The 17875-nt window shown below is 34.4% G+C and carries 19 protein-coding genes; 7 read left to right on the forward strand and 12 right to left on the reverse strand.

The window, feature by feature from the left end:
• Window positions 1-90 precede the first annotated feature (90 nt).
• Window positions 91-1128 (forward strand): NADPH dehydrogenase NamA, encoded by a 1038-nt coding sequence (namA, locus tag A6J74_RS06830; RefSeq protein ID WP_000555707.1) that lies wholly within the window; start codon window positions 91-93, stop codon window positions 1126-1128.
• A gap of 29 nt (window positions 1129-1157) precedes the next feature.
• Here namA and A6J74_RS06835 read toward each other — a convergent pair whose 3' ends face one another.
• Window positions 1158-1817: an oxidoreductase gene (locus A6J74_RS06835; protein ID WP_001042745.1), complete on the reverse strand. Its 660-nt coding sequence runs from the start codon at window positions 1815-1817 to the stop codon at window positions 1158-1160.
• A gap of 116 nt (window positions 1818-1933) precedes the next feature.
• Window positions 1934-2083, reverse strand: coding sequence for a hypothetical protein (locus A6J74_RS29970; RefSeq protein ID WP_000540935.1), 150 nt, complete (start codon window positions 2081-2083; stop codon window positions 1934-1936).
• A 264-nt stretch (window positions 2084-2347) separates the two neighbouring features.
• Between A6J74_RS29970 and A6J74_RS06840 the strand changes: the two genes are divergently transcribed.
• Both A6J74_RS06840 and A6J74_RS06845 read left to right on the forward strand, forming a co-directional pair.
• Window positions 2348-3298 (forward strand): metal ABC transporter substrate-binding protein, encoded by a 951-nt coding sequence (locus A6J74_RS06840; RefSeq protein WP_001126163.1) that lies wholly within the window; start codon window positions 2348-2350, stop codon window positions 3296-3298.
• A gap of 137 nt (window positions 3299-3435) precedes the next feature.
• Window positions 3436-3906, forward strand: coding sequence for a GNAT family N-acetyltransferase (locus A6J74_RS06845; protein ID WP_001048673.1), 471 nt, complete (start codon window positions 3436-3438; stop codon window positions 3904-3906).
• Window positions 3907-4042: 136 nt separating this feature from the next.
• Here the strand turns inward: A6J74_RS06845 and A6J74_RS06850 are convergent, their stop codons facing one another.
• Entirely contained in the window at window positions 4043-4993 is a 951-nt protein-coding gene (locus tag A6J74_RS06850) for a CobW family GTP-binding protein (protein WP_000613433.1), read from the reverse strand.
• Window positions 4994-5158: 165 nt separating this feature from the next.
• On the opposite strand from A6J74_RS06850, the gene A6J74_RS06855 reads away from it, so the two are divergent.
• Window positions 5159-6061: an aldo/keto reductase gene (locus A6J74_RS06855; RefSeq protein WP_000442805.1), complete on the forward strand. Its 903-nt coding sequence runs from the start codon at window positions 5159-5161 to the stop codon at window positions 6059-6061.
• Window positions 6062-6084: 23 nt separating this feature from the next.
• On the opposite strand, the gene A6J74_RS06860 is transcribed toward A6J74_RS06855, so the two are convergent.
• Together A6J74_RS06860 and A6J74_RS06865 are read right to left on the reverse strand one after the other, a co-directional pair.
• On the reverse strand, window positions 6085-6669 hold the full coding sequence (locus A6J74_RS06860; protein ID WP_000803474.1) for a GNAT family N-acetyltransferase: 585 nt from the start codon (window positions 6667-6669) through the stop codon (window positions 6085-6087).
• An 84-nt stretch (window positions 6670-6753) separates the two neighbouring features.
• Window positions 6754-8217, reverse strand: coding sequence for a flavin monoamine oxidase family protein (locus A6J74_RS06865; RefSeq protein WP_001168166.1), 1464 nt, complete (start codon window positions 8215-8217; stop codon window positions 6754-6756).
• A 324-nt stretch (window positions 8218-8541) separates the two neighbouring features.
• Here A6J74_RS06865 and A6J74_RS06875 point away from each other — a divergent pair, with 324 nt between their 5' ends.
• Window positions 8542-8733: a DUF3896 family protein gene (locus A6J74_RS06875; protein ID WP_000810136.1), complete on the forward strand. Its 192-nt coding sequence runs from the start codon at window positions 8542-8544 to the stop codon at window positions 8731-8733.
• Window positions 8734-8837: 104 nt separating this feature from the next.
• Window positions 8838-9839 carry an LLM class flavin-dependent oxidoreductase gene (locus tag A6J74_RS06880; protein ID WP_000594073.1) on the forward strand — a complete coding sequence of 334 codons (1002 nt, stop codon included), beginning with the start codon at window positions 8838-8840 and terminating at the stop codon, window positions 9837-9839.
• A 45-nt stretch (window positions 9840-9884) separates the two neighbouring features.
• On the opposite strand, the gene A6J74_RS06885 is transcribed toward A6J74_RS06880, so the two are convergent.
• The 3 genes from A6J74_RS06885 to A6J74_RS06895 all read right to left on the reverse strand — a co-directional run bounded on the left by A6J74_RS06885 (window position 9885) and on the right by A6J74_RS06895 (window position 12098).
• Window positions 9885-10829 carry an alpha/beta hydrolase gene (locus A6J74_RS06885; RefSeq protein ID WP_000798330.1) on the reverse strand — a complete coding sequence of 315 codons (945 nt, stop codon included), beginning with the start codon at window positions 10827-10829 and terminating at the stop codon, window positions 9885-9887.
• A gap of 264 nt (window positions 10830-11093) precedes the next feature.
• Window positions 11094-11549 carry a DUF3939 domain-containing protein gene (locus A6J74_RS06890; RefSeq protein ID WP_000488204.1) on the reverse strand — a complete coding sequence of 152 codons (456 nt, stop codon included), beginning with the start codon at window positions 11547-11549 and terminating at the stop codon, window positions 11094-11096.
• 105 nt (window positions 11550-11654) lie between these two features.
• Window positions 11655-12098 carry a Dps family protein gene (locus A6J74_RS06895; protein ID WP_000106157.1) on the reverse strand — a complete coding sequence of 148 codons (444 nt, stop codon included), beginning with the start codon at window positions 12096-12098 and terminating at the stop codon, window positions 11655-11657.
• A 241-nt stretch (window positions 12099-12339) separates the two neighbouring features.
• Between A6J74_RS06895 and A6J74_RS06900 the strand changes: the two genes are divergently transcribed.
• Complete coding sequence (locus A6J74_RS06900) at window positions 12340-13380, forward strand: YkvI family membrane protein (protein ID WP_000370197.1); 1041 nt, start codon at window positions 12340-12342, stop codon at window positions 13378-13380.
• Between the two features lie 36 nt (window positions 13381-13416).
• Here A6J74_RS06900 and A6J74_RS06905 read toward each other — a convergent pair whose 3' ends face one another.
• From A6J74_RS06905 to rsgA, 4 genes are all read right to left on the reverse strand, one after another.
• The gene (locus A6J74_RS06905; RefSeq protein WP_080609451.1) at window positions 13417-13782 is read right to left on the reverse strand and encodes a DUF3979 family protein; all 366 of its coding nucleotides are present in this window, start codon (window positions 13780-13782) and stop codon (window positions 13417-13419) included.
• 255 nt (window positions 13783-14037) lie between these two features.
• Complete coding sequence (locus A6J74_RS06910; protein ID WP_000539579.1) at window positions 14038-14343, reverse strand: hypothetical protein; 306 nt, start codon at window positions 14341-14343, stop codon at window positions 14038-14040.
• A 213-nt stretch (window positions 14344-14556) separates the two neighbouring features.
• Window positions 14557-16539, reverse strand: coding sequence for a methyl-accepting chemotaxis protein (locus A6J74_RS06920; protein WP_000040625.1), 1983 nt, complete (start codon window positions 16537-16539; stop codon window positions 14557-14559).
• 208 nt (window positions 16540-16747) lie between these two features.
• A complete protein-coding gene (rsgA, locus tag A6J74_RS06925) occupies window positions 16748-17800 on the reverse strand; it encodes a ribosome small subunit-dependent GTPase A (RefSeq protein WP_001073071.1) in 1053 nt (350 codons plus the stop codon).
• Window positions 17801-17875: the final 75 nt, after the last annotated feature.

Here is a 17875-nt window from a genome sequence, read left to right on the forward strand (position 1 = left end):
ATAGACAAAATTTTTCGTATAAGCGTTTTATTAGAGAAACAAAAAAGAGAATGGTAAAATATAAGAAAATTCAATCAAGGAGGCTATTTGATGCATTCCAAACTTTTTTCACCCTACACAATTAAGGATGTTACACTAAAAAACCGTATCGTCATGTCGCCTATGTGTATGTATTCTTCGGAAAATGAGGATGGAAAAGTAACGAATTTCCACCTCGTTCATTATGGAACTAGGGCTGCCGGTCAAGTCGGTTTAGTTATGATTGAAGCAACAGCTGTGTTACCTGAAGGTCGCATTTCTAACAAAGATTTAGGTATTTGGGACGACAGTCTAATTGAAGGATTACATACAGCGACAACTTTTATACATGATAATGGTGCAAAAGCTGCCATTCAACTCGCTCACGCCGGAAGAAAAGCTGAGTTAGAAACAGATGCGTTAGCACCTTCAGCAATTCCATTTAATGAAACAATGAAAATACCACTGGAAATGAGTAAAGAGCAAATTAAAGACACCGCACTAGCTTTTCAGAAGGCTGCACTGCGTTCAAAACAAGCTGGATTTGACGTTATTGAAATACATGGCGCTCACGGTTATCTAATTAACGAATTTCTTTCTCCACTTTCCAATAAACGAACGGATGAATATGGCGGTTCATCTGAAAACCGCTATCGTTTCTTACGTGAAATCATCGAATCTATAAATGAAGTTTGGGACGGACCGTTATTTGTTCGTATTTCAGCAAATGATTATCATCCTGACGGGCTAACCGTTCAAGATTACGTTCGGTATTCAAAATGGATGAAAGAACAAGGAGTAGATTTAATCGATTGTAGTTCTGGTGCAGTTGTACCGACACATATTGATGTTTATCCTGGTTACCAAGTACAATATGCTAAACATATTAAAGAACATGCTAACATTGCAACTGGGGCAGTTGGATTGATTACGACTGGGGCACAGGCAGAGCAAATATTAAATAATAACGAAGCAGATTTAATTTTTATCGGACGTGAGTTACTTCGCAATCCGTACTTCCCAAGAATAGCCGCAAATGAACTTGGTTTTGAATTGCAAGAACCGTATCAATATAAGCGGGCTCCTGGGAAAATCAATATGAATAAATAAAACCGAGAAGCCATTCTTCTCGGTTTTATTTATTCTATCGTTGTAATTTCATTTGAATTATAAATGTGGAGACCAGATTCTTCTCGCAGCGCAGTTATATACATCCCTTTCGCCACATCTTTAGCTGAAATTGGTTTATACTTTTTGAAAGCCCCTTTAAATATAAAAGGAATAATTCGAGTTAACTTTTCAGCCATTCGTTCACCAAAACGAAACTCTTGTCGATTTCCAACTAATAAAGACGGCCTAAAAATATGAATACCACCAATCACTAACTTTTGCAATTCCTCTTCCATTTTCCCTTTTACTTGTGAATAAAAGAAAAATGATTTAGGATTTGCTCCCATCGAAGACACAACAAGGAAGTTTTGCACCCCTTGCTTTTCAGCTAAACAAGCAGCTCGTAACGTATATTCATAATCTACTTTTTTGAAATTCGCCTTTGTTTTTGCTTTTTTTATTGTTGTTCCTAGACAACTAAAAACATCATCTACTGCAAAAAATTCTTTATATTCTTCTAATGCCGAATAATCTACTTTCTTCTGCTGTAACTTCTCATGTTGCCATTGCATTGGTTCTCTTACAAAAATAGTAACCGAATCGTAGTAATCTGATTCAAGTAATAGACGCGTTATCTCTTGTCCAACTAAACCACTTGCACCAAGTACTAACGCTGTTCGCTTATTCATATATGCATATACCTCTTATTTTACTTTTCTCTCCTTCAGTGACATGCAACTTTTAGGAGTTTCCTTCTTTTTATTTTACCATAAGTAAAGCACTATGCGTATGCATAGTGCTTTACTTACTCTTTTTTCTTTTCTTTCTCTGGTAATTTCGTTATCGTTGATGCATTCCCTAAATTACTTATTAAGCGTCTTAAAAAGATTAAAACGAAAGATAATGGCAATACTACCGCTAATATCAATAAGATAGCTTCCATTAAATATCCCAAGCGCTCATCCCCCTCTTCACCTTCCTTTCAAATATATGAAAGCAGCGTTGTCACATATGCATGCATTCACAAAAATAATACATCTATATTTGACAACTTTATAACAAAATCAAATCGTAATGATTATTATTTATTGCAACTTTATGAAAGATGTATTATACTAAGTTCGCAAACTAAAACGTAATTATTCCGTTTTGTATTAAAATGATATTTTTCTTCTATAATTGAAGATATATCCGTAAAAAAAGAAAAGAGGAGAACTTCATGCCTAAAAGATTGACTATATTTTCATTCTTACTTATTTTCACTTTAATTTTTACTGGCTGCTCAAATAAAAAAGAAGGTACTGCCAAGAAAGATGGAAAGCTAACTGTTTATACAACCATCTTCCCTCTTGCAGATTTCGCAAAAAAAATTGGTGGCGACTATGTAACAGTAGAAGCAATTTACCCTCCTGGTGCCGATTCACATACATTTGAACCGAGTCAAAAACAAACAGTACAAGTTGCAAAAGCCGATTTATTCGTTTATAACGGTGCTGAATTAGAACCATTTGCTGAGAAGATGGAAAAAACATTACAAAAAGAAAATGTTAAAATTGTAAATGCATCAAAAGGAATTAAACTTCGTGCTTCTTCTGAAGAAGAACATCACGATCACGGAGATGGTCATAAAGAAGATGATCACCATCATGATAAAGACCCGCATGTTTGGATAGACCCTACTCTTGCGATGAAACAAGCTGAAAAAATCAAAAATGCTCTTGTGGAATTACAACCTGACCATAAACAAGAATTCGAGAAAAACTTTGCAGCACTTCAAACTAAATTTACCGATTTAGACGATCAATTTAAAGCTGCTGTAGCAAATGCGAAAACGAAAGAAATTTTAGTTTCTCATGCTGCTTATGGTTATTGGGAACAACGCTATGGTTTAAAACAGATTCCTATCGCCGGAATTTCAGCTTCTGATGAGCCATCTCAAAAAGAGCTTGCTGACATTACAAAAACAGTAAAAGAACACGGTCTAAAATATATTTTATTTGAAACTTTCTCTACGCCAAAAGTCGCATCAGTTATTCAAAAAGAAACTGGTACAACAGTTTTGCGCTTAAATCACCTTGCTACTATTTCTGAAGATGATGCGAAGAACAATAAAGATTACTTTACTTTAATGGAAGAAAACGTAAACACATTGAAAGAAGCAACAAACTAATTTACTATATTTTCTAAGCAGCTGAATCTATTGTTCAGCTGCCTTTTTATGTATGTATCCTTGACTTGACCAAAATAACAAGTAAAATTATCCATATTAGCTTTAAGCTATACTCTTTTAGAAGGTGAGTTGGAATTATGAATCTTCACATTTGTGAAGTAACAGCAAAAAATTGGCGTTCAGTAGCTGCTTTAAACGTCGCAAAAAACCAGCAGCAATTTATTGAAAGTAATGCGTTTTCTTTAGCAGAATCATTATATGAAGGAAACGGGACGTCAGTAGGTTTATATGATGGAGAAACACTTGTTGGATACGCAATGTACGGTTGGTATTCAAAAAAACACGAAAGCATCTGGTTAGATCGTTTTATGATTGACCAACAACATCAAGGAAAAGGATACGCAAAGCGTTTCCTTCGCTTACTCATTCAATTTTTACAACAACAATTTACATGTAAAATAATTTACTTAAGTTTACATCCGGGCAACAAACTTGCCATGGGCCTATATGAATCATTTGGTTTCCATTTAAACGGGGATATTGATGATGAGGGTCCAGTTGTAGGTGTTGTAATGGAGTTACTAATAAACGAAAACACAAGCCTGTGAAAACAGGCTTGTTATTATATATTTATCAATGTTATTTTCTATTTTCCGTTTCTTTCCCTTATGTGTTTCGTTATTGAAATCTAGTACAATCTCAATAGAATGCTCATATAAAAATAAGCCTGCAGTTGACGCAGACTTATTTCACACACTCCCCAAAATGTTCTTGGAACCATTCTTTATTAATATCTTTACCGATAAATACGACTTCACTTACTCGCTTTTCACCCTCTTGCCACTCTCTATCATACGAAGCAGCAAATAATGTATGTACACCTTGGAACACGATACGTTTATCTACTCCATCGATAGATAAAATCCCTTTATAACGATATAAATACTCCCCTAGCTCTTGCACGACAGCTGACATCCACTCATTTAGTTTTTGTAAATCTAACGGACGCTCTTCACGTAGTACAAATGATTTTACACCTTCTAAATGATTATGCTCTTTATGAGGATAAATTTGTAACGTATCTTTCGTTTTAAACGTTTGAATTTGTAATAATGATGGTATATCTACCTCACAGTTAGTTGCCTCGATTAACTTTGCAGTGGGGTTAATACCTTGCAGTTCATGCAAAAGATTTTCCTTTTCACTTTCTTCAATTAAATCTAATTTATTCACCAACACTACATCAGCAAATGCAATTTGTTCCTTTGCTTCTAGTCCCTTTTCAAAATGTTTATGTATATGGTAACTATCTACTACCGTTACAACGCCATTAATTTGGTATGCAGATTGAATAACAGGATCTAAAAAAAATGTTTGAATAATCGGGCCTGGATTTGCAAGACCTGTTGTTTCAATTACTAAGCCTTCAAAGTCCATTTTCCCTTCTGCTTTTACGTCCAGTAATTGTTTTAACGCAACGAGTAAATCTTCACGTACAGTACAGCATAGACAACCGTTAGTCATTTCCATAATTTCTTCTTCAACATTCATAATCAACTGATTATCGATACCAATTTGTCCTATTTCATTTACAATCACCGCTAATTTCTTACCGTGATTTTCTGATAAAATACGATTTAATAAAGTCGTTTTCCCTGATCCAAGAAAACCAGTTAATATTGTTACTGGAATCATCCCTTACATCTCCTTATAGCTATATGTGTCTACATTATAGCATATAGAGAAAATCGTTTTTGTAGCAAAACATATTTATTGTTTGTACGCTCCTCAAACTATATAATAATATGTAGTAAGAAAGCCTTTTCAAAATAATAATCATACATCAAGGGGGTACTTATAATGGAACGAGTTCAAATGGCCGAAACACTAGAATTTTCTCGTATTATTCAAGGATTTTGGCGTTTAGCAGAATGGAATATGACGAAACAAGAGTTACTTTCTTTCATTGAAGAATGCATGGATATGGGGATTACTACTTTCGATCACGCTGATATTTATGGCGGATATACGTGTGAAGGGCTGTTTGGAGAAGCTTTACAACTAAAGCCTTCCTTACGAGAAAACATACAAATTGTTACCAAGTGTGGAATCGCTCCCCCATCACCGAAATTTCCAGAGCGATATGTTGCTCACTACAATACAAGTACTGAACATATCATAAAGAGCGCGGAGGATTCATTACAAAACTTACATACAGATTATATTGATGTATTACTCATCCATCGTCCTGATCCATTTATGGATCCAAATGAAGTGGCAGAAGCGTTCTCACGCTTAAAACAAGAAGGAAAGGTTCGTCACTTCGGTGTATCTAACTTTTTACCTTCACAGTTTCATATGTTAAGTTCATATTTAGATTTCCCGCTCATTACAAATCAAATCGAGGTATCTGCGCTGCAGCTTGAGCACTTTGAAAAAGGTACGATTAATTTATGCCAAGAAAAACGAATCAATCCAATGATTTGGTCACCTCTTGCTGGTGGCGAAATCTTTACCGGTCAAACTGAACGTGCAGTACGTGTACGTGAAACTGTACAAAAAGTTGCTAATGGGCTAGGTGTTACTAGCATCGATACGGTTATGTATGCATGGCTACTTGCTCATCCAGCTAACATGATGCCAATCGTTGGCTCTGGGAAATTAGATCGTGTAAAAACGGCCGCTCTTGCTACAAAAGTTAACTTAGATCGTCAACAATGGTTTACAATTTTTGAAAGCTCTAACGGTCATCCTGTACCATAATATGAAAAAGAAGAGCTGTTTCTTTACAGCTCTTCTTTTTCATATGTATTTCTAGTCATTGCAAATACACACATGTCCCTTAATCCATTTTCATCTACCGCAACACTGGCACTTTCTAAAATACCCTCTAATTTAAAACCTAATTTCTCAGGTATCGCTCTACTCTTTTTATTTAGAGCATCACAACGAATTTCTACGCGGTTTGCTTTCAGTTCAGAAAAAGCATAATCCGTTATACCTTTCGCAGCCTCTACCATATAGCCTTTTCCACTAAATCTCGAATCAATCCAATATCCGATTTCAAATTGAGGTATATCCCAATTAATACGATGTAATCCGGCAGATGCAATAAATTCACCTGTTTCTTTCGAAAATACTAGTAACCTTAAATCCTCACGTTGCAAAAATTGAATATGTGATTTTCTAATACTTTCTTCTACTTCTTGCTCTGTTTGCTCTTTTTGTGCAAACACCATCCAAGGTTTTAGTTCTTGTATTGAAGCTTGAATTGCATCGTATACAACTTTACCATCTCCTGGTTTCGGCATTCGAATAAAAAGCCTGTCAGTATAAAATTCAGAAGGAAAATCGAATAATAACGGTTTCACTGTAAACACTCCCTATTTTTCTTTTATATATAATAATATCCATCTCAAGTTATATAGTAAAGAATTTTCTGAATTAAAAACTTTTTACTCATTCACTTCCACCGCTACACGAACTCCAGACTCAATCGCACCTTGAATCCATCCGTGATATAACGTTGTATGATCTCCAGCAAAGAATATTTTCCCCTCTGGCTTTACAATCGCTGGTTGTAGCTCAGATTCTTGACCGGCTTGAAAAAGAGCAAATCCTCCAAGTGCATATGGATCCAATGTCCAACTTTTTGATATTCCAGACATAAATTCATCATATACTTGACCACCTAATATCGTTGCTAAGTTGTGTAATGTGTAATAAATACGATCACCCTTCGATAACCCATCCCATAGCAACGCATCATAAGACCATGTATAGCTTCCTAACATCATAGCTGGTCCTTTCTGTCCAATTCCATGGCTTGGATAATAGGCGTAACGAATTGGCAAATCTGTTATAATTCTGCCACCTAATTGCCCTTGTTCTTCCCAAAATCGACTTTTAAATTGAATGCCTATTTTCGTCGCAGGCATATAATGCAATTCACGAATTGCTTTCCACTTTTCATGAGATATAGAGTCAAATGGATCTACTTCCACAAAACGCATTGTCGAAAACGGAATTGTAACAATAACTAAATCCCCTGTAATACTACTATATTCAAAAGTTTCCTCGTTTCGATAGAAAGCCGTCACACCGTTATCGTGTTGATGTAGCTTCATTAATTTTTGATTATAAATAATATTTTCTTCTAATTGCGGTAAAAAAGATTTTGGTAATCTATCGTTTCCACCTATTATTTCACAAAATCCGCTCTCCTCTTGCATAATGTATAAAAAACGTAACGTCTCAACGAATGACCTTTCTAAAAAACCTTCTAAATCTAATAAAACACCAATCATCTCAATCGTTATTGGTGAAAAATACGTATTATATTGATAAGGATGGTACTTTAAAAATTGTCCTGTAGAGTATCTTCCAAAATCCTTTACTACAACATCCCAATTTTTCTCTGGGTTCTTTTTTATAAAATTTATAATGGGCTGTACCGCTAACAATAATAGTTCCTCAGACGTTTTCCCAACTTCATTCATTTCCACAGGATATCTTAAAATACTTGGATCTTTTTCATATTGTTTTAATGTCGTTTTCCGACCATTTACGTAGATGATATCTGTCTCATTCCTATTAATAAAAGGACTCACCTGTAACCCAAACTTTCTTATATATGCCATCGTTAACGTGTGCGAATATGGAATTCTCATCGCCCCAACATCTAAATATAATCCGGTATCTTCCATTCTAACTGTCTCTATGCGGCCGCCTACACGATTGTTTGCTTCAAAAATCTTCACTTCATGTCCTGCAGCCTTTAATAAAGATGCCGAAACTAATCCAGCCATGCCTGCCCCTACTACAATAATTTGTTTCGGACGTGTCGTCTTATTCAATCCCTTATTTATAACTTGTAACGTTTCATCCATCTTAGTGTTATACATTAAGTCTTTCTGCACAATTCCACCCCTTACTTCATAAAGTGAAACTATAATCAGTGGGGTGTTCTTCCCCCACTGATTATTAGTTGAACCAATCGGGCTTTTATGGGCAGTTAATCTCCCACCTAACTTCATTGCTCCAGCCCAATTTTGAGGTGGGAGTTTTACTGCCCGTTAATGCGGGATAAAATGCGCATTAGTGGTTTAGTGCATTTTATTCATAAATCCCCATAAACATAACACCATTGCAATTTGAATATTCACTAAAAGTACATAAGAGACAGATCTCACATTTCTTTATGCTTCGTATAATATAGCAACTCAACGAAGGAGTGGTTGAAAATGAAACAGATTTATGATTACGACGCTACAAAAAAACATCTAGAATTAAAGAAACAAAACTTATGTAAAAAACTTAGCAATAAGAGACTATCTGAAAAAGAACGTGAACAGCTAAAACATGAAATTGACAACTATGAATATATTTTAAACTTAGTCGAAATGAATCATTATGAACGGGGATTTTCTCGTTGAAAGCGGATATAATATTATCCGCTTTTCATTTTGAGCATTTCATTACGCATTTTTCGTAAGTAAATATATAATAGGATGTACATTAAGATTGAGAGGTATATTCTATGATCAAATTAAGTGTATTAGACCAATCACCTATTTCAGATGGTAGCACAGCAACCCAAGCTATTTCACATACAGTTACGCTTGCACAAGAAGTAGAAAAACTCGGATTCACACGTTTTTGGGTATCCGAGCATCATAATTCCGTAAGCTTAGCTGGTTCAAGTCCAGAAATACTTATTTCTCATATTGCAGCGAAAACGGGACATATTAGAGTTGGTTCGGGTGGTGTTATGTTACCGCATTATAGCCCATATAAAGTTGCCGAGAATTTCCGCGTTTTAGAAGCACTTTATCCAAACCGCATCGACCTTGGTGTTGGTAGAGCACCTGGTGGTATGCCAATAGCAACTCGTGCACTACAAGAAGGAAAAATGGTCTCACTTGATCAATACCCAGAACAAGTTGCAGATGTTGCAATGTATTTACATGATCAAGTACCAGAAAATCATCATTATGCAAATTTAAAGGCTACTCCAGTTATTCCAACATCACCTGAAATGTGGATGCTCGGTTCTAGCGGAGAGAGCGCTAAAATTGCGGCGCACAACGGAGCTTCTTTTGCATTTGCACAATTTATTAATGGCTTCGGAGGCCCAGAAGTTATGAGGGCTTACCAGGAACAATTTCAACCTTCCTATTTAGGAGATAAACCAAAATCAATTGTCGCGATTTTTGTTATTTGCGGAGAAACAAATGAAGAGGCAGAAAAAATTGCTTCTAGTTTAGATTTATCAATCTTATTACTAGAGCAAGGAAAACGAACAACTGGTACACCTTCTATCGAAACTGCTCAAAATTATTCATACAGTGCGTATGATTTATTCCGTATAAAAGAAAATCGTCAACGTATGATCGTAGGTGATCCGACTTCTGTGAAAGAAAAAATAGTAAATTTAAGTAAAGCGTACAATACTGACGAATTTATGGTTATCACGATTACTCATCAATTTGAACATAAATTAAATTCTTATCGCTTACTAGCAAATGCTTTTAATTTATAATTGTAAAAGGGAGATACATCAACGACGATGCATCTCCCTTTCTTACTACTTATTGTTTTTACTTCCTATATATTCAATAGCTTCTTTTAATAACTCATCAAAATGATTAGGATAATCATGATTTAAGTTAGGCACAATTTTATACTTATGTTCTATATTCTTATCTCTTAATAATCGTACAAATTGCTGCGTGCATTCGAAACAATCTTCATCTTGATCCCCGCATACTATATATCCCTTTATATGTTTATCCTGTAGTACTTCCAGCAACTCATTCCATTCTTCAATCTCTGGAAGCCACGGTGCCATAAAAATAAAACCATCTACATCTATATCTTTTTGTAAAATCGTAAGTAAAGCTACTCTTGCTCCAGCAGAAAAACCACCTATTATTACATTTTCTACTGTATGATTCTCTATAAATTTATCGTAATGCTCTTTTAATTCTTCTTTCCCTCTATGTATATCATCCCAAACAAACCCATCTGAAAATTGAATTTGCGAAGACTGTGGTAACGCTAACGTATAATCTTGTGTAATAACTGATTTCCAATATGGTTCTATTATTCCTATATTTTCTTGATCACCATGCATTGTAACTAGTAGATTTCCCTTTTCCTCGCTGTAAATATATTTCACATCTGCTCGTTCTGTTTTCTTTGCTACTTCTTCTCTTTCTTTACATAATTGAACCATTTTATGAAACTCTTCAAACTTATGTAGTGGTTTTAAATCGTCGTCGGAAATTAAATATTCATTTCCATACCAAAATCCATTCTCTATAATAGCTTCCTTCATTACATGCAAAGCTTCTTCTTCAAGTCCTGCTGCACTTGCTAGTGCATATTTAAAATTATATATTTGTGCCTCATTACCTATTACACCTTTAGCATGTTCCATTATATACGTATACGCTTCAAAACTTCCTTTATTTGCATAACAACGTAACGTTTCATTTAATAACTGGATGTAAGTCATACTATTTTTCATATACCAATCCCCCGAAACCGTTTATAATATTTATTTCTCGAACTTGTATATCATCCTTTGATCATGGTATGTACATTGTTATATTCAATAACTCAACCTAACCATACTTGATCCTCAGAATGATATTTAATAATTACCGTATGTATACGCATATTACATCACCTCTTCCTATCCAATACGTGTAGTATAAAACTAAATAGACAGAATAGTCAATATATTTTTAACCAAAAAAAGACAACAATATATTATTGTTGTTTTTTACATCTACCCGCTCTTTTGTTTTTTTCTATCCGGTTTACTTGAAACTAAATAATGTTTTTCTGAAATATATAAGTCTCTTTTTAATAGACGATTTAAGTACGGCCCTAGCTTCATTCCACATATAAGGCGATCTTCACTACCCTCAACAATTGGAAACATTTCTTTTTCTGTTACATATTGATCTACTGCCTTTTGTACGATATCAATTTCTTTAACTAGGTTTAAATTTTCTTCTGTATGTTCAAATACCTCAAGCGTTTCCTTCGTAATAAGAAAAACATTTGTCGGAAATACAGGCAAATACGGCTTTAACAAATCATAATTTACTGTATAATCATCATTTACTAATACTGTATATACGATATTAGCATTTGTTTCTAGAAACTTAGCCATCGCTTGTTCTAATTCATCTTTCGTAATTTCCCGTTCTTCTTTTCCAGTTCTGAAAAAGCGAAACATTGCATCGCCTCCCTTTTACTATATTATAGCATAAAAGAAAACTGAAAAATCACAAAAAATCCATTGAAAAAATTTTTCAATGAATTTTTCAAAATATATTTATTTTTATTTTAAGAATGCACTTAGCATCCATACATGCTGTTCTAATGTCGTGTGAATCGCTAGTAACATATCAGCTGATGTTTCATCGCCAGCTTCACCAGCAACTTCCATACCTTCTTTTAATTCTTGAATAAGTGCAGAGTAATCATTCACTAAAGTTTGCACCATTTCCTCAGCTGATTCCTTGCTTGTCCCCTCACTGACACTAGATGTTGCAAGATATTCTTTCATTGTCGCTAACGGTTTACCTTCTAACGCCAAAATACGTTCTGCTAACTCATCAATATACGTCCCTGCTTCATTATAAAACTCTTCAAATTTCTCATGTAATGTAAAGAAGTGTGGTCCTGTCACATACCAGTGATAATTATGTAGTTTCACATATAACACATTCCAGTTTGCTACCTGCTTGTTTAATACTTCAACAACATTTATATTCGTACTCATACAATCCACTCCTCTTATCGTTTTGTAATGCTTATCTTTTAATAACCTAATTACATTTTACCATACATTTCCTACCCTTTCGAATGATTGGCTCATATGTAACAAAGTTTTAACACCTTTAATATTTCCCTAATATCATACAATTCATGTATTTTTTCAACTACTTCATATGTCTAATCGTCCAAGCTGCTACATATGCATTATAGTAAGTCAAGCTCATCATAGAAGAAAGAGGGATAACATGGACAATCAACAATGGCAAGTAGCAAAGAAAGTTGCTGCTACTTATATCGGAACTGTCGTTGGAGCTGGATTTGCTACTGGACGAGAAATTGTTGAATTCTTTACAGTGAACGGATTATACGGAACAATTGGTATATGTGTAAGTGGATTTTTTTTTATTTGGCTCGGCACAAAGATGATGTTACTTTCATCACAAATCGGGGCATTTTCAGCGCAAGATTTTAACAAATATTTATTTGGAGATGTATTCGGAAATGTTGTAAATACATTATTACTACTCGTATTATTTGGTGTAACGAGCGTTATGCTATCAGGGGCTGGGGCGGTATTTGAAGAGCAACTTCGTTTACCAAGACAACTCGGTATTCTCATTACAGTTATCGCCTGTCTCATTATAGGTAGCCGCGGATTACAAGGTGTTTTTGAAGTAAATACACTTGTCGTACCTATTATGATGATATTTATTATAGGACTTGCTATTACAACCTTTTTCCACAGTACAACACCTATTAGTAATACTATTCCTGCAGAGAGCTGGAATATGAAGTGGATTACTAGCCCTATTACATATGTCGCTTTAAATCTTTCTCTCGCCCAAAGCGTTCTCGTCCCGTTAGCCGGTGAAGTAAAGGATCGAAAAGCCATTTTGTGGGGTGGAATTTTAGGTGGTGCAGGACTTTCTTTAATTTTATTATGCAGCCATTTAGCTATCTTATCAGTCGACCAATTTTATCAATACAATATCCCAATGGCTGAAGTCATAAGAAGATTTAATGCAACTTTTCACTTTTTCTTTGTTCTTATTATTTTCGGTGAAGTGTTTACAACTTTAGTTGGTAATGTGTTCGGGATGACAAAACAAATGCAATCTATCACTGGGTGGAAAAGTAACAATATTATTTTCTTCATTTTACTAATTAGTTATTGCTTTAGTTACATCGGTTACAGTGAACTACTCCACATTCTATATCCAATCATCGGATGGGTAAGTATCGTTCTACTTCCAATCATTGCTTTTAAACAACTTCAAAAAACATAAAGAAAGCATCCATTTTATTGGATGCTTTCTTTATGTTCATTCACAATCATCACATATTTCCCAGTACGGTCCCATTTCCAATGCCAAATATGGCTTTAATTGCAATCGAATCATTCGAATAGGCATGCGCTCTAAAACGAATTGAATCCCTTCTTCATCCTCGTCTAATTCAACTTTTGAAATAGCAATTCTTTGCATAGTAGAAATAGGAATTCCATCTTTATATAAAGTGATTTTCACCTCATCATATTCATTAAAATACAATTCAATACTCATTTGATTTTTCAACATTTCATCAACAATTTCATATTTATCATTTTGTTCTTGGATTATATATTTCCAGTCACCTCTATCTTTTTTTGGAGCTGCTTGAAATAATGTCATCAAATCCTCGTATAGCATAAGATAACCCCTCTCTTACTAAAAAACGATGAGTATTTTATATACCCTTTATCTCTATCACTATCCATAGTCATTGTACCATATATCACCGTTCTTACCGTATTCATTTGCTTCATTAATACTTACAAAACACTTTATTCTATCTTCATTATTATGTATCTTAGTCCGTTACTTACTATTCTACTGTAAGTTTTATTCAACACCTATTTTTTATTTGCTCATAACAAAAAAGAAGAGTGATATATATCACTCTCCCTAAATAAATTTCCCTGTAGCTGCTATTGCTAATACTATAATTAAAATTGTAAATAATAATGAGACAATTAAACTAAAAATGGGTAATGCTTTCTTTTCATTCTTCTTAAAAAGTAACTTTAAACTAAGAAGGATGTTTACTGGTACGAGTATGAAATAGAAATATTTAACAATTTGCACCGAGCTATCCGAAAGTGTTTTTAAAATAAACACTTCAATTAGAAACACCACAAAAAATGAAATACTTAGCCAAAATGAGACATAACTAAGCCAAGAATGTCTTTTTGTACCCCAATACACTCCCATAATAATCTCCTTTATTTGTATTCTATATGATTGTAATTATACACAAAGTTAACAAATACCTCTATTTTTCGACAAATAATATGAGAAATTCAGTTTTAAACATCATTAAGCTATTCTCCATCCTCATTCATTATAAGCATAAATTCATCGCAGTTATTGCGTAAAAAAAAGACTGCCCCAATAGCATTCTGCTATTGGGGCAGTCTTTCTCTTTTAAACTTTAAATCTTTCAATTAATCCTTGCAACTCTTCAGCCATTTGAGATAATGTACCAGCTGCGGAACCAATTTCCTCCATCGAAGCTAATTGTTCTTCAGCAGACGCTGCGACACTTTGTGTACTCGTCGCATTATTCTGTGCTGTCATTGCAATTTGCCCGACTGAAATAGATACTTCATTGGCACCTTTTGACATCCCATTAGCCGTTTCAACCATCGTTTTAATTTGATTAGCAATTTCATTTGTAGATTGTAAAATCTCAGCAAAATTTTGCTTCGTTTCATTTGCAATAACTAGTCCAGATTGAACTTCTTTATTTACATGACCCATAGATTTTACTGTCTTACTCATATCATCTTGTATTTCACATATTAATTTACTAATTTCACTGGAAGATACGCTAGATTGCTCTGCCAATTTACGTACTTCATCTGCAACGATCGCAAATCCTCTTCCGTGCTCACCAGCTCTTGCAGCTTCAATTGCAGCATTTAAAGCAAGAAGATTTGTTTGATCTGCAATATTTTGGATTACTTCTAATATTTCACCAATTTGCTTTGATTTATTATTTAATAACTGTATAACTGCATCGGATTGTGAAACAGATTCTGCAATAGACTGCATTTGATTAACTGTTTTCCCTACTAACTTTCCACCATCTTCTGCTTTTTCACGAGTATGAGTAGAAGCCGTATTAATAGATGATGAACTATTTGCTACATGCTGAATTCCTTCTGTTACATCAAACAGTAACATTGCACCATTTTCTACACTTGTTGTTTGCGTCGTTGCCCCACTTGATATTTCATCCATTGCCATTGTAATTTGTTCCGTTGCTTCACTCGCTTGTCTTACACTAGCAGTTAGCTCTTCTGATGCCGCTGCAACATGCCCGGCCGAATCATTAATTCTTCCAATTAACGTTCGTAGTGAATCTGTCATCTCATTAAATCCTTTTGCAAGTTGACCAATTTCATCGTTTGAATGAATTTCAATTGTTTGCGTTAAATCTCCTTCACTTATTTCTTTAGAAGTGGCAACTAATCTCTTTAAAGGTTTTGTAATAGAAAGCGTTACGAAATAAATAAGTGCCCCTCCTACAACTAGTGAAATAATCATAACAATTAACATATTATAAAATACAGGCTGAGCAGCTTCGATTATTTCATTTGAGTACATCGTTCCACCGATTTTCCAACCTGTTTTTAAATTTGTAGCAAATACCATTTTCTTTTCACTACCGTCATACGTGTATGAAAAAGCGCCCTGATTATCTTCGTAAATTCTCTTTGCCCAAGAATCAGCTGCTTTATCACCTGATTTTTCTTGCGGGTGAGCAATTATTTTTTGTTTTCCATCTAAAATGAAAGTATATCCTTTTTTACCAATATTGATTAACTTTGTTGTTTTCAATAAACTCTCTAAACTTAAATCTACCGCAACAACACCATTTTTATCTTCTGTTTGTTTCGCAATCGTTACGACAATATGTCCATTTCCTTTTGCCTTATACGGTTCAGTGACCACGATTCCACCTTGTTTACTCACTGCATCTTTATACCAAGAACGAGTTGTTGGATCATAATCTGCTGCCATTTGTATATTGGGTTCTTGCACAAATTTCTTATCATTGCCGGCAACATATACTTGTTCAATATCTTTATTTAAATTAATATACTGAGATAACACCTTTCTTAATTCATCTTGATTATCTCCTTGATACATATCACTATGAACCACTCGTGCAAAGTTATTTATTTCGTTAAATTTCGCCTCAATCATTTGATTGATTAAATTATCTAATATTTTTATATTATCGTGAGCACTACTCGTAATTTGTGATTCAAAATTCTTTTTAGCCGTTTGATAAGACATTCCTCCAATAATAGAGACAGCTGCAATTAAAATTACCAAAAATGAAATTAATAGCTTTTTTGCTACTTTTATATCTCGAAACCACCTTAACAGTTTACTCATTATAAACCTCCTACATTTAAATATTAAGTTTTAAGGATGAATAACTAATTATGAATATATCCCATTCCCTATCCTCTATTTTTACAATTCGTTTTTCATAAACACCTTGTAAAGTTTAAACAAATATTTCCCCTTTGTCTATATATATGAATAATATTATTATTAAATTTACAAATACAAAAAACCAAAGGAATAGTCCTTTGGTTTTTTACATTTTTTTATGTTGTTTAGAAATCTTCTTCCACTTATCACGCTCAGCTCTTGCGAGAATAGCATCTTGTTTTCTCATAAAATACGCCAATTCTCTTTGCAACTTTTTATAGCTTTGCAAACGATTTATCTTCATTAGCCCGTTATCAATTGCTTTATGCACTGCGCATCCTGGTTCATTTTCATGTTTACAATCTCGGAAGCGGCATGTTTTTGCAAATTCTTCAATATCAGAAAATGTTGTCTGGATTGCATCGCTTCCTTCCCAAAGCTGTAACTCTCTCATGCCAGGAGTATCAATGACTAAGCCCCCACTCGGTAGTTGGAACAGCTCACGATGAGTTGTCGTATGTCGCCCTTTACTATCTTCCTCACGTATATCTCCCGTTTTCGCTATCTCAATTCCTACGAGTGCATTTAACAAAGTAGATTTTCCAACCCCTGATGAGCCGACTAAAGCAATTGTTTTTCCTGAAGCAACAAATTGTTGTAACGAGTCAATACCTCTATGCTCTAAACTATCGACGACGAAGATCGGAACACCAATTGCAACAGCTTCCGTTTCTACAATTTTTTGTTCCACATCTTCACATAAACTACTTTTTGTTAAAACAATAACAGGCATTGCACCACTTTCATACGCTAATAGTAAATAACGCTCCAACCTTCTTACGTTAAAATCATGGTTAAGTGCATTCACTAAAAATAAATAATCAACATTTGCTGCAATAATTTGTTCTTCAGTTCTATTACCAGCTTCTTGTCTTGAAAAAGAACTTCTTCTCGAAAAAATACGATGAATGATTGCCTTTTTCTCATTTTCTATTTTCTTTATATACACCCAATCACCAACTGCTGGGTAATCTCCTTTCGTTACCGCTTCATGTCGAAACTTCCCAGACAGTTCTGCCATATATTCACCGTCATTACAAATAATGCGATATATATGCTTATGCTCAAGTAAAATACGCCCTACTTCATAATTCTGCTCTACAGCTTGCTCTTCAAAAAATGAATCCCAGCCGAACGACTCTAAAATATTTTGATTCAAATCAATATCCTCCCTAGTTTGTACTAAGTGGAAGGATTGCGAACTATCTTATATAATATCGCCCTTTCCATCCAC

It is taken from the genome of Bacillus sp. FDAARGOS_235 (genome assembly GCF_002073415.2).
Taxonomy (GTDB): Bacteria; Bacillota; Bacilli; order Bacillales; family Bacillaceae_G; genus Bacillus_A; species Bacillus_A toyonensis.

Coding starts and splice junctions, on each gene's coding strand:
- A6J74_RS06920 (WP_000040625.1), bottom strand. CDS start 16,539: ATGAGTAAACTGTTAAGGTGGTTTCGAGATATAAAAGTAGCAAAAAAG.
- A6J74_RS06895 (WP_000106157.1), bottom strand. CDS start 12,098: ATGAGTACGAATATAAATGTTGTTGAAGTATTAAACAAGCAGGTAGCA.
- A6J74_RS06855 (WP_000442805.1), top strand. CDS start 5,159: ATGGAACGAGTTCAAATGGCCGAAACACTAGAATTTTCTCGTATTATT.
- A6J74_RS06845 (WP_001048673.1), top strand. CDS start 3,436: ATGAATCTTCACATTTGTGAAGTAACAGCAAAAAATTGGCGTTCAGTA.
- A6J74_RS06905 (WP_080609451.1), bottom strand. CDS start 13,782: ATGCTATACGAGGATTTGATGACATTATTTCAAGCAGCTCCAAAAAAA.
- A6J74_RS06885 (WP_000798330.1), bottom strand. CDS start 10,829: ATGAAAAATAGTATGACTTACATCCAGTTATTAAATGAAACGTTACGT.
- A6J74_RS06900 (WP_000370197.1), top strand. CDS start 12,340: ATGGACAATCAACAATGGCAAGTAGCAAAGAAAGTTGCTGCTACTTAT.
- namA (WP_000555707.1), top strand. CDS start 91: ATGCATTCCAAACTTTTTTCACCCTACACAATTAAGGATGTTACACTA.
- A6J74_RS06850 (WP_000613433.1), bottom strand. CDS start 4,993: ATGATTCCAGTAACAATATTAACTGGTTTTCTTGGATCAGGGAAAACG.
- A6J74_RS06910 (WP_000539579.1), bottom strand. CDS start 14,343: ATGGGAGTGTATTGGGGTACAAAAAGACATTCTTGGCTTAGTTATGTC.
- A6J74_RS06840 (WP_001126163.1), top strand. CDS start 2,348: ATGCCTAAAAGATTGACTATATTTTCATTCTTACTTATTTTCACTTTA.
- A6J74_RS06880 (WP_000594073.1), top strand. CDS start 8,838: ATGATCAAATTAAGTGTATTAGACCAATCACCTATTTCAGATGGTAGC.
- A6J74_RS06835 (WP_001042745.1), bottom strand. CDS start 1,817: ATGAATAAGCGAACAGCGTTAGTACTTGGTGCAAGTGGTTTAGTTGGA.
- A6J74_RS06875 (WP_000810136.1), top strand. CDS start 8,542: ATGAAACAGATTTATGATTACGACGCTACAAAAAAACATCTAGAATTA.
- A6J74_RS06890 (WP_000488204.1), bottom strand. CDS start 11,549: ATGTTTCGCTTTTTCAGAACTGGAAAAGAAGAACGGGAAATTACGAAA.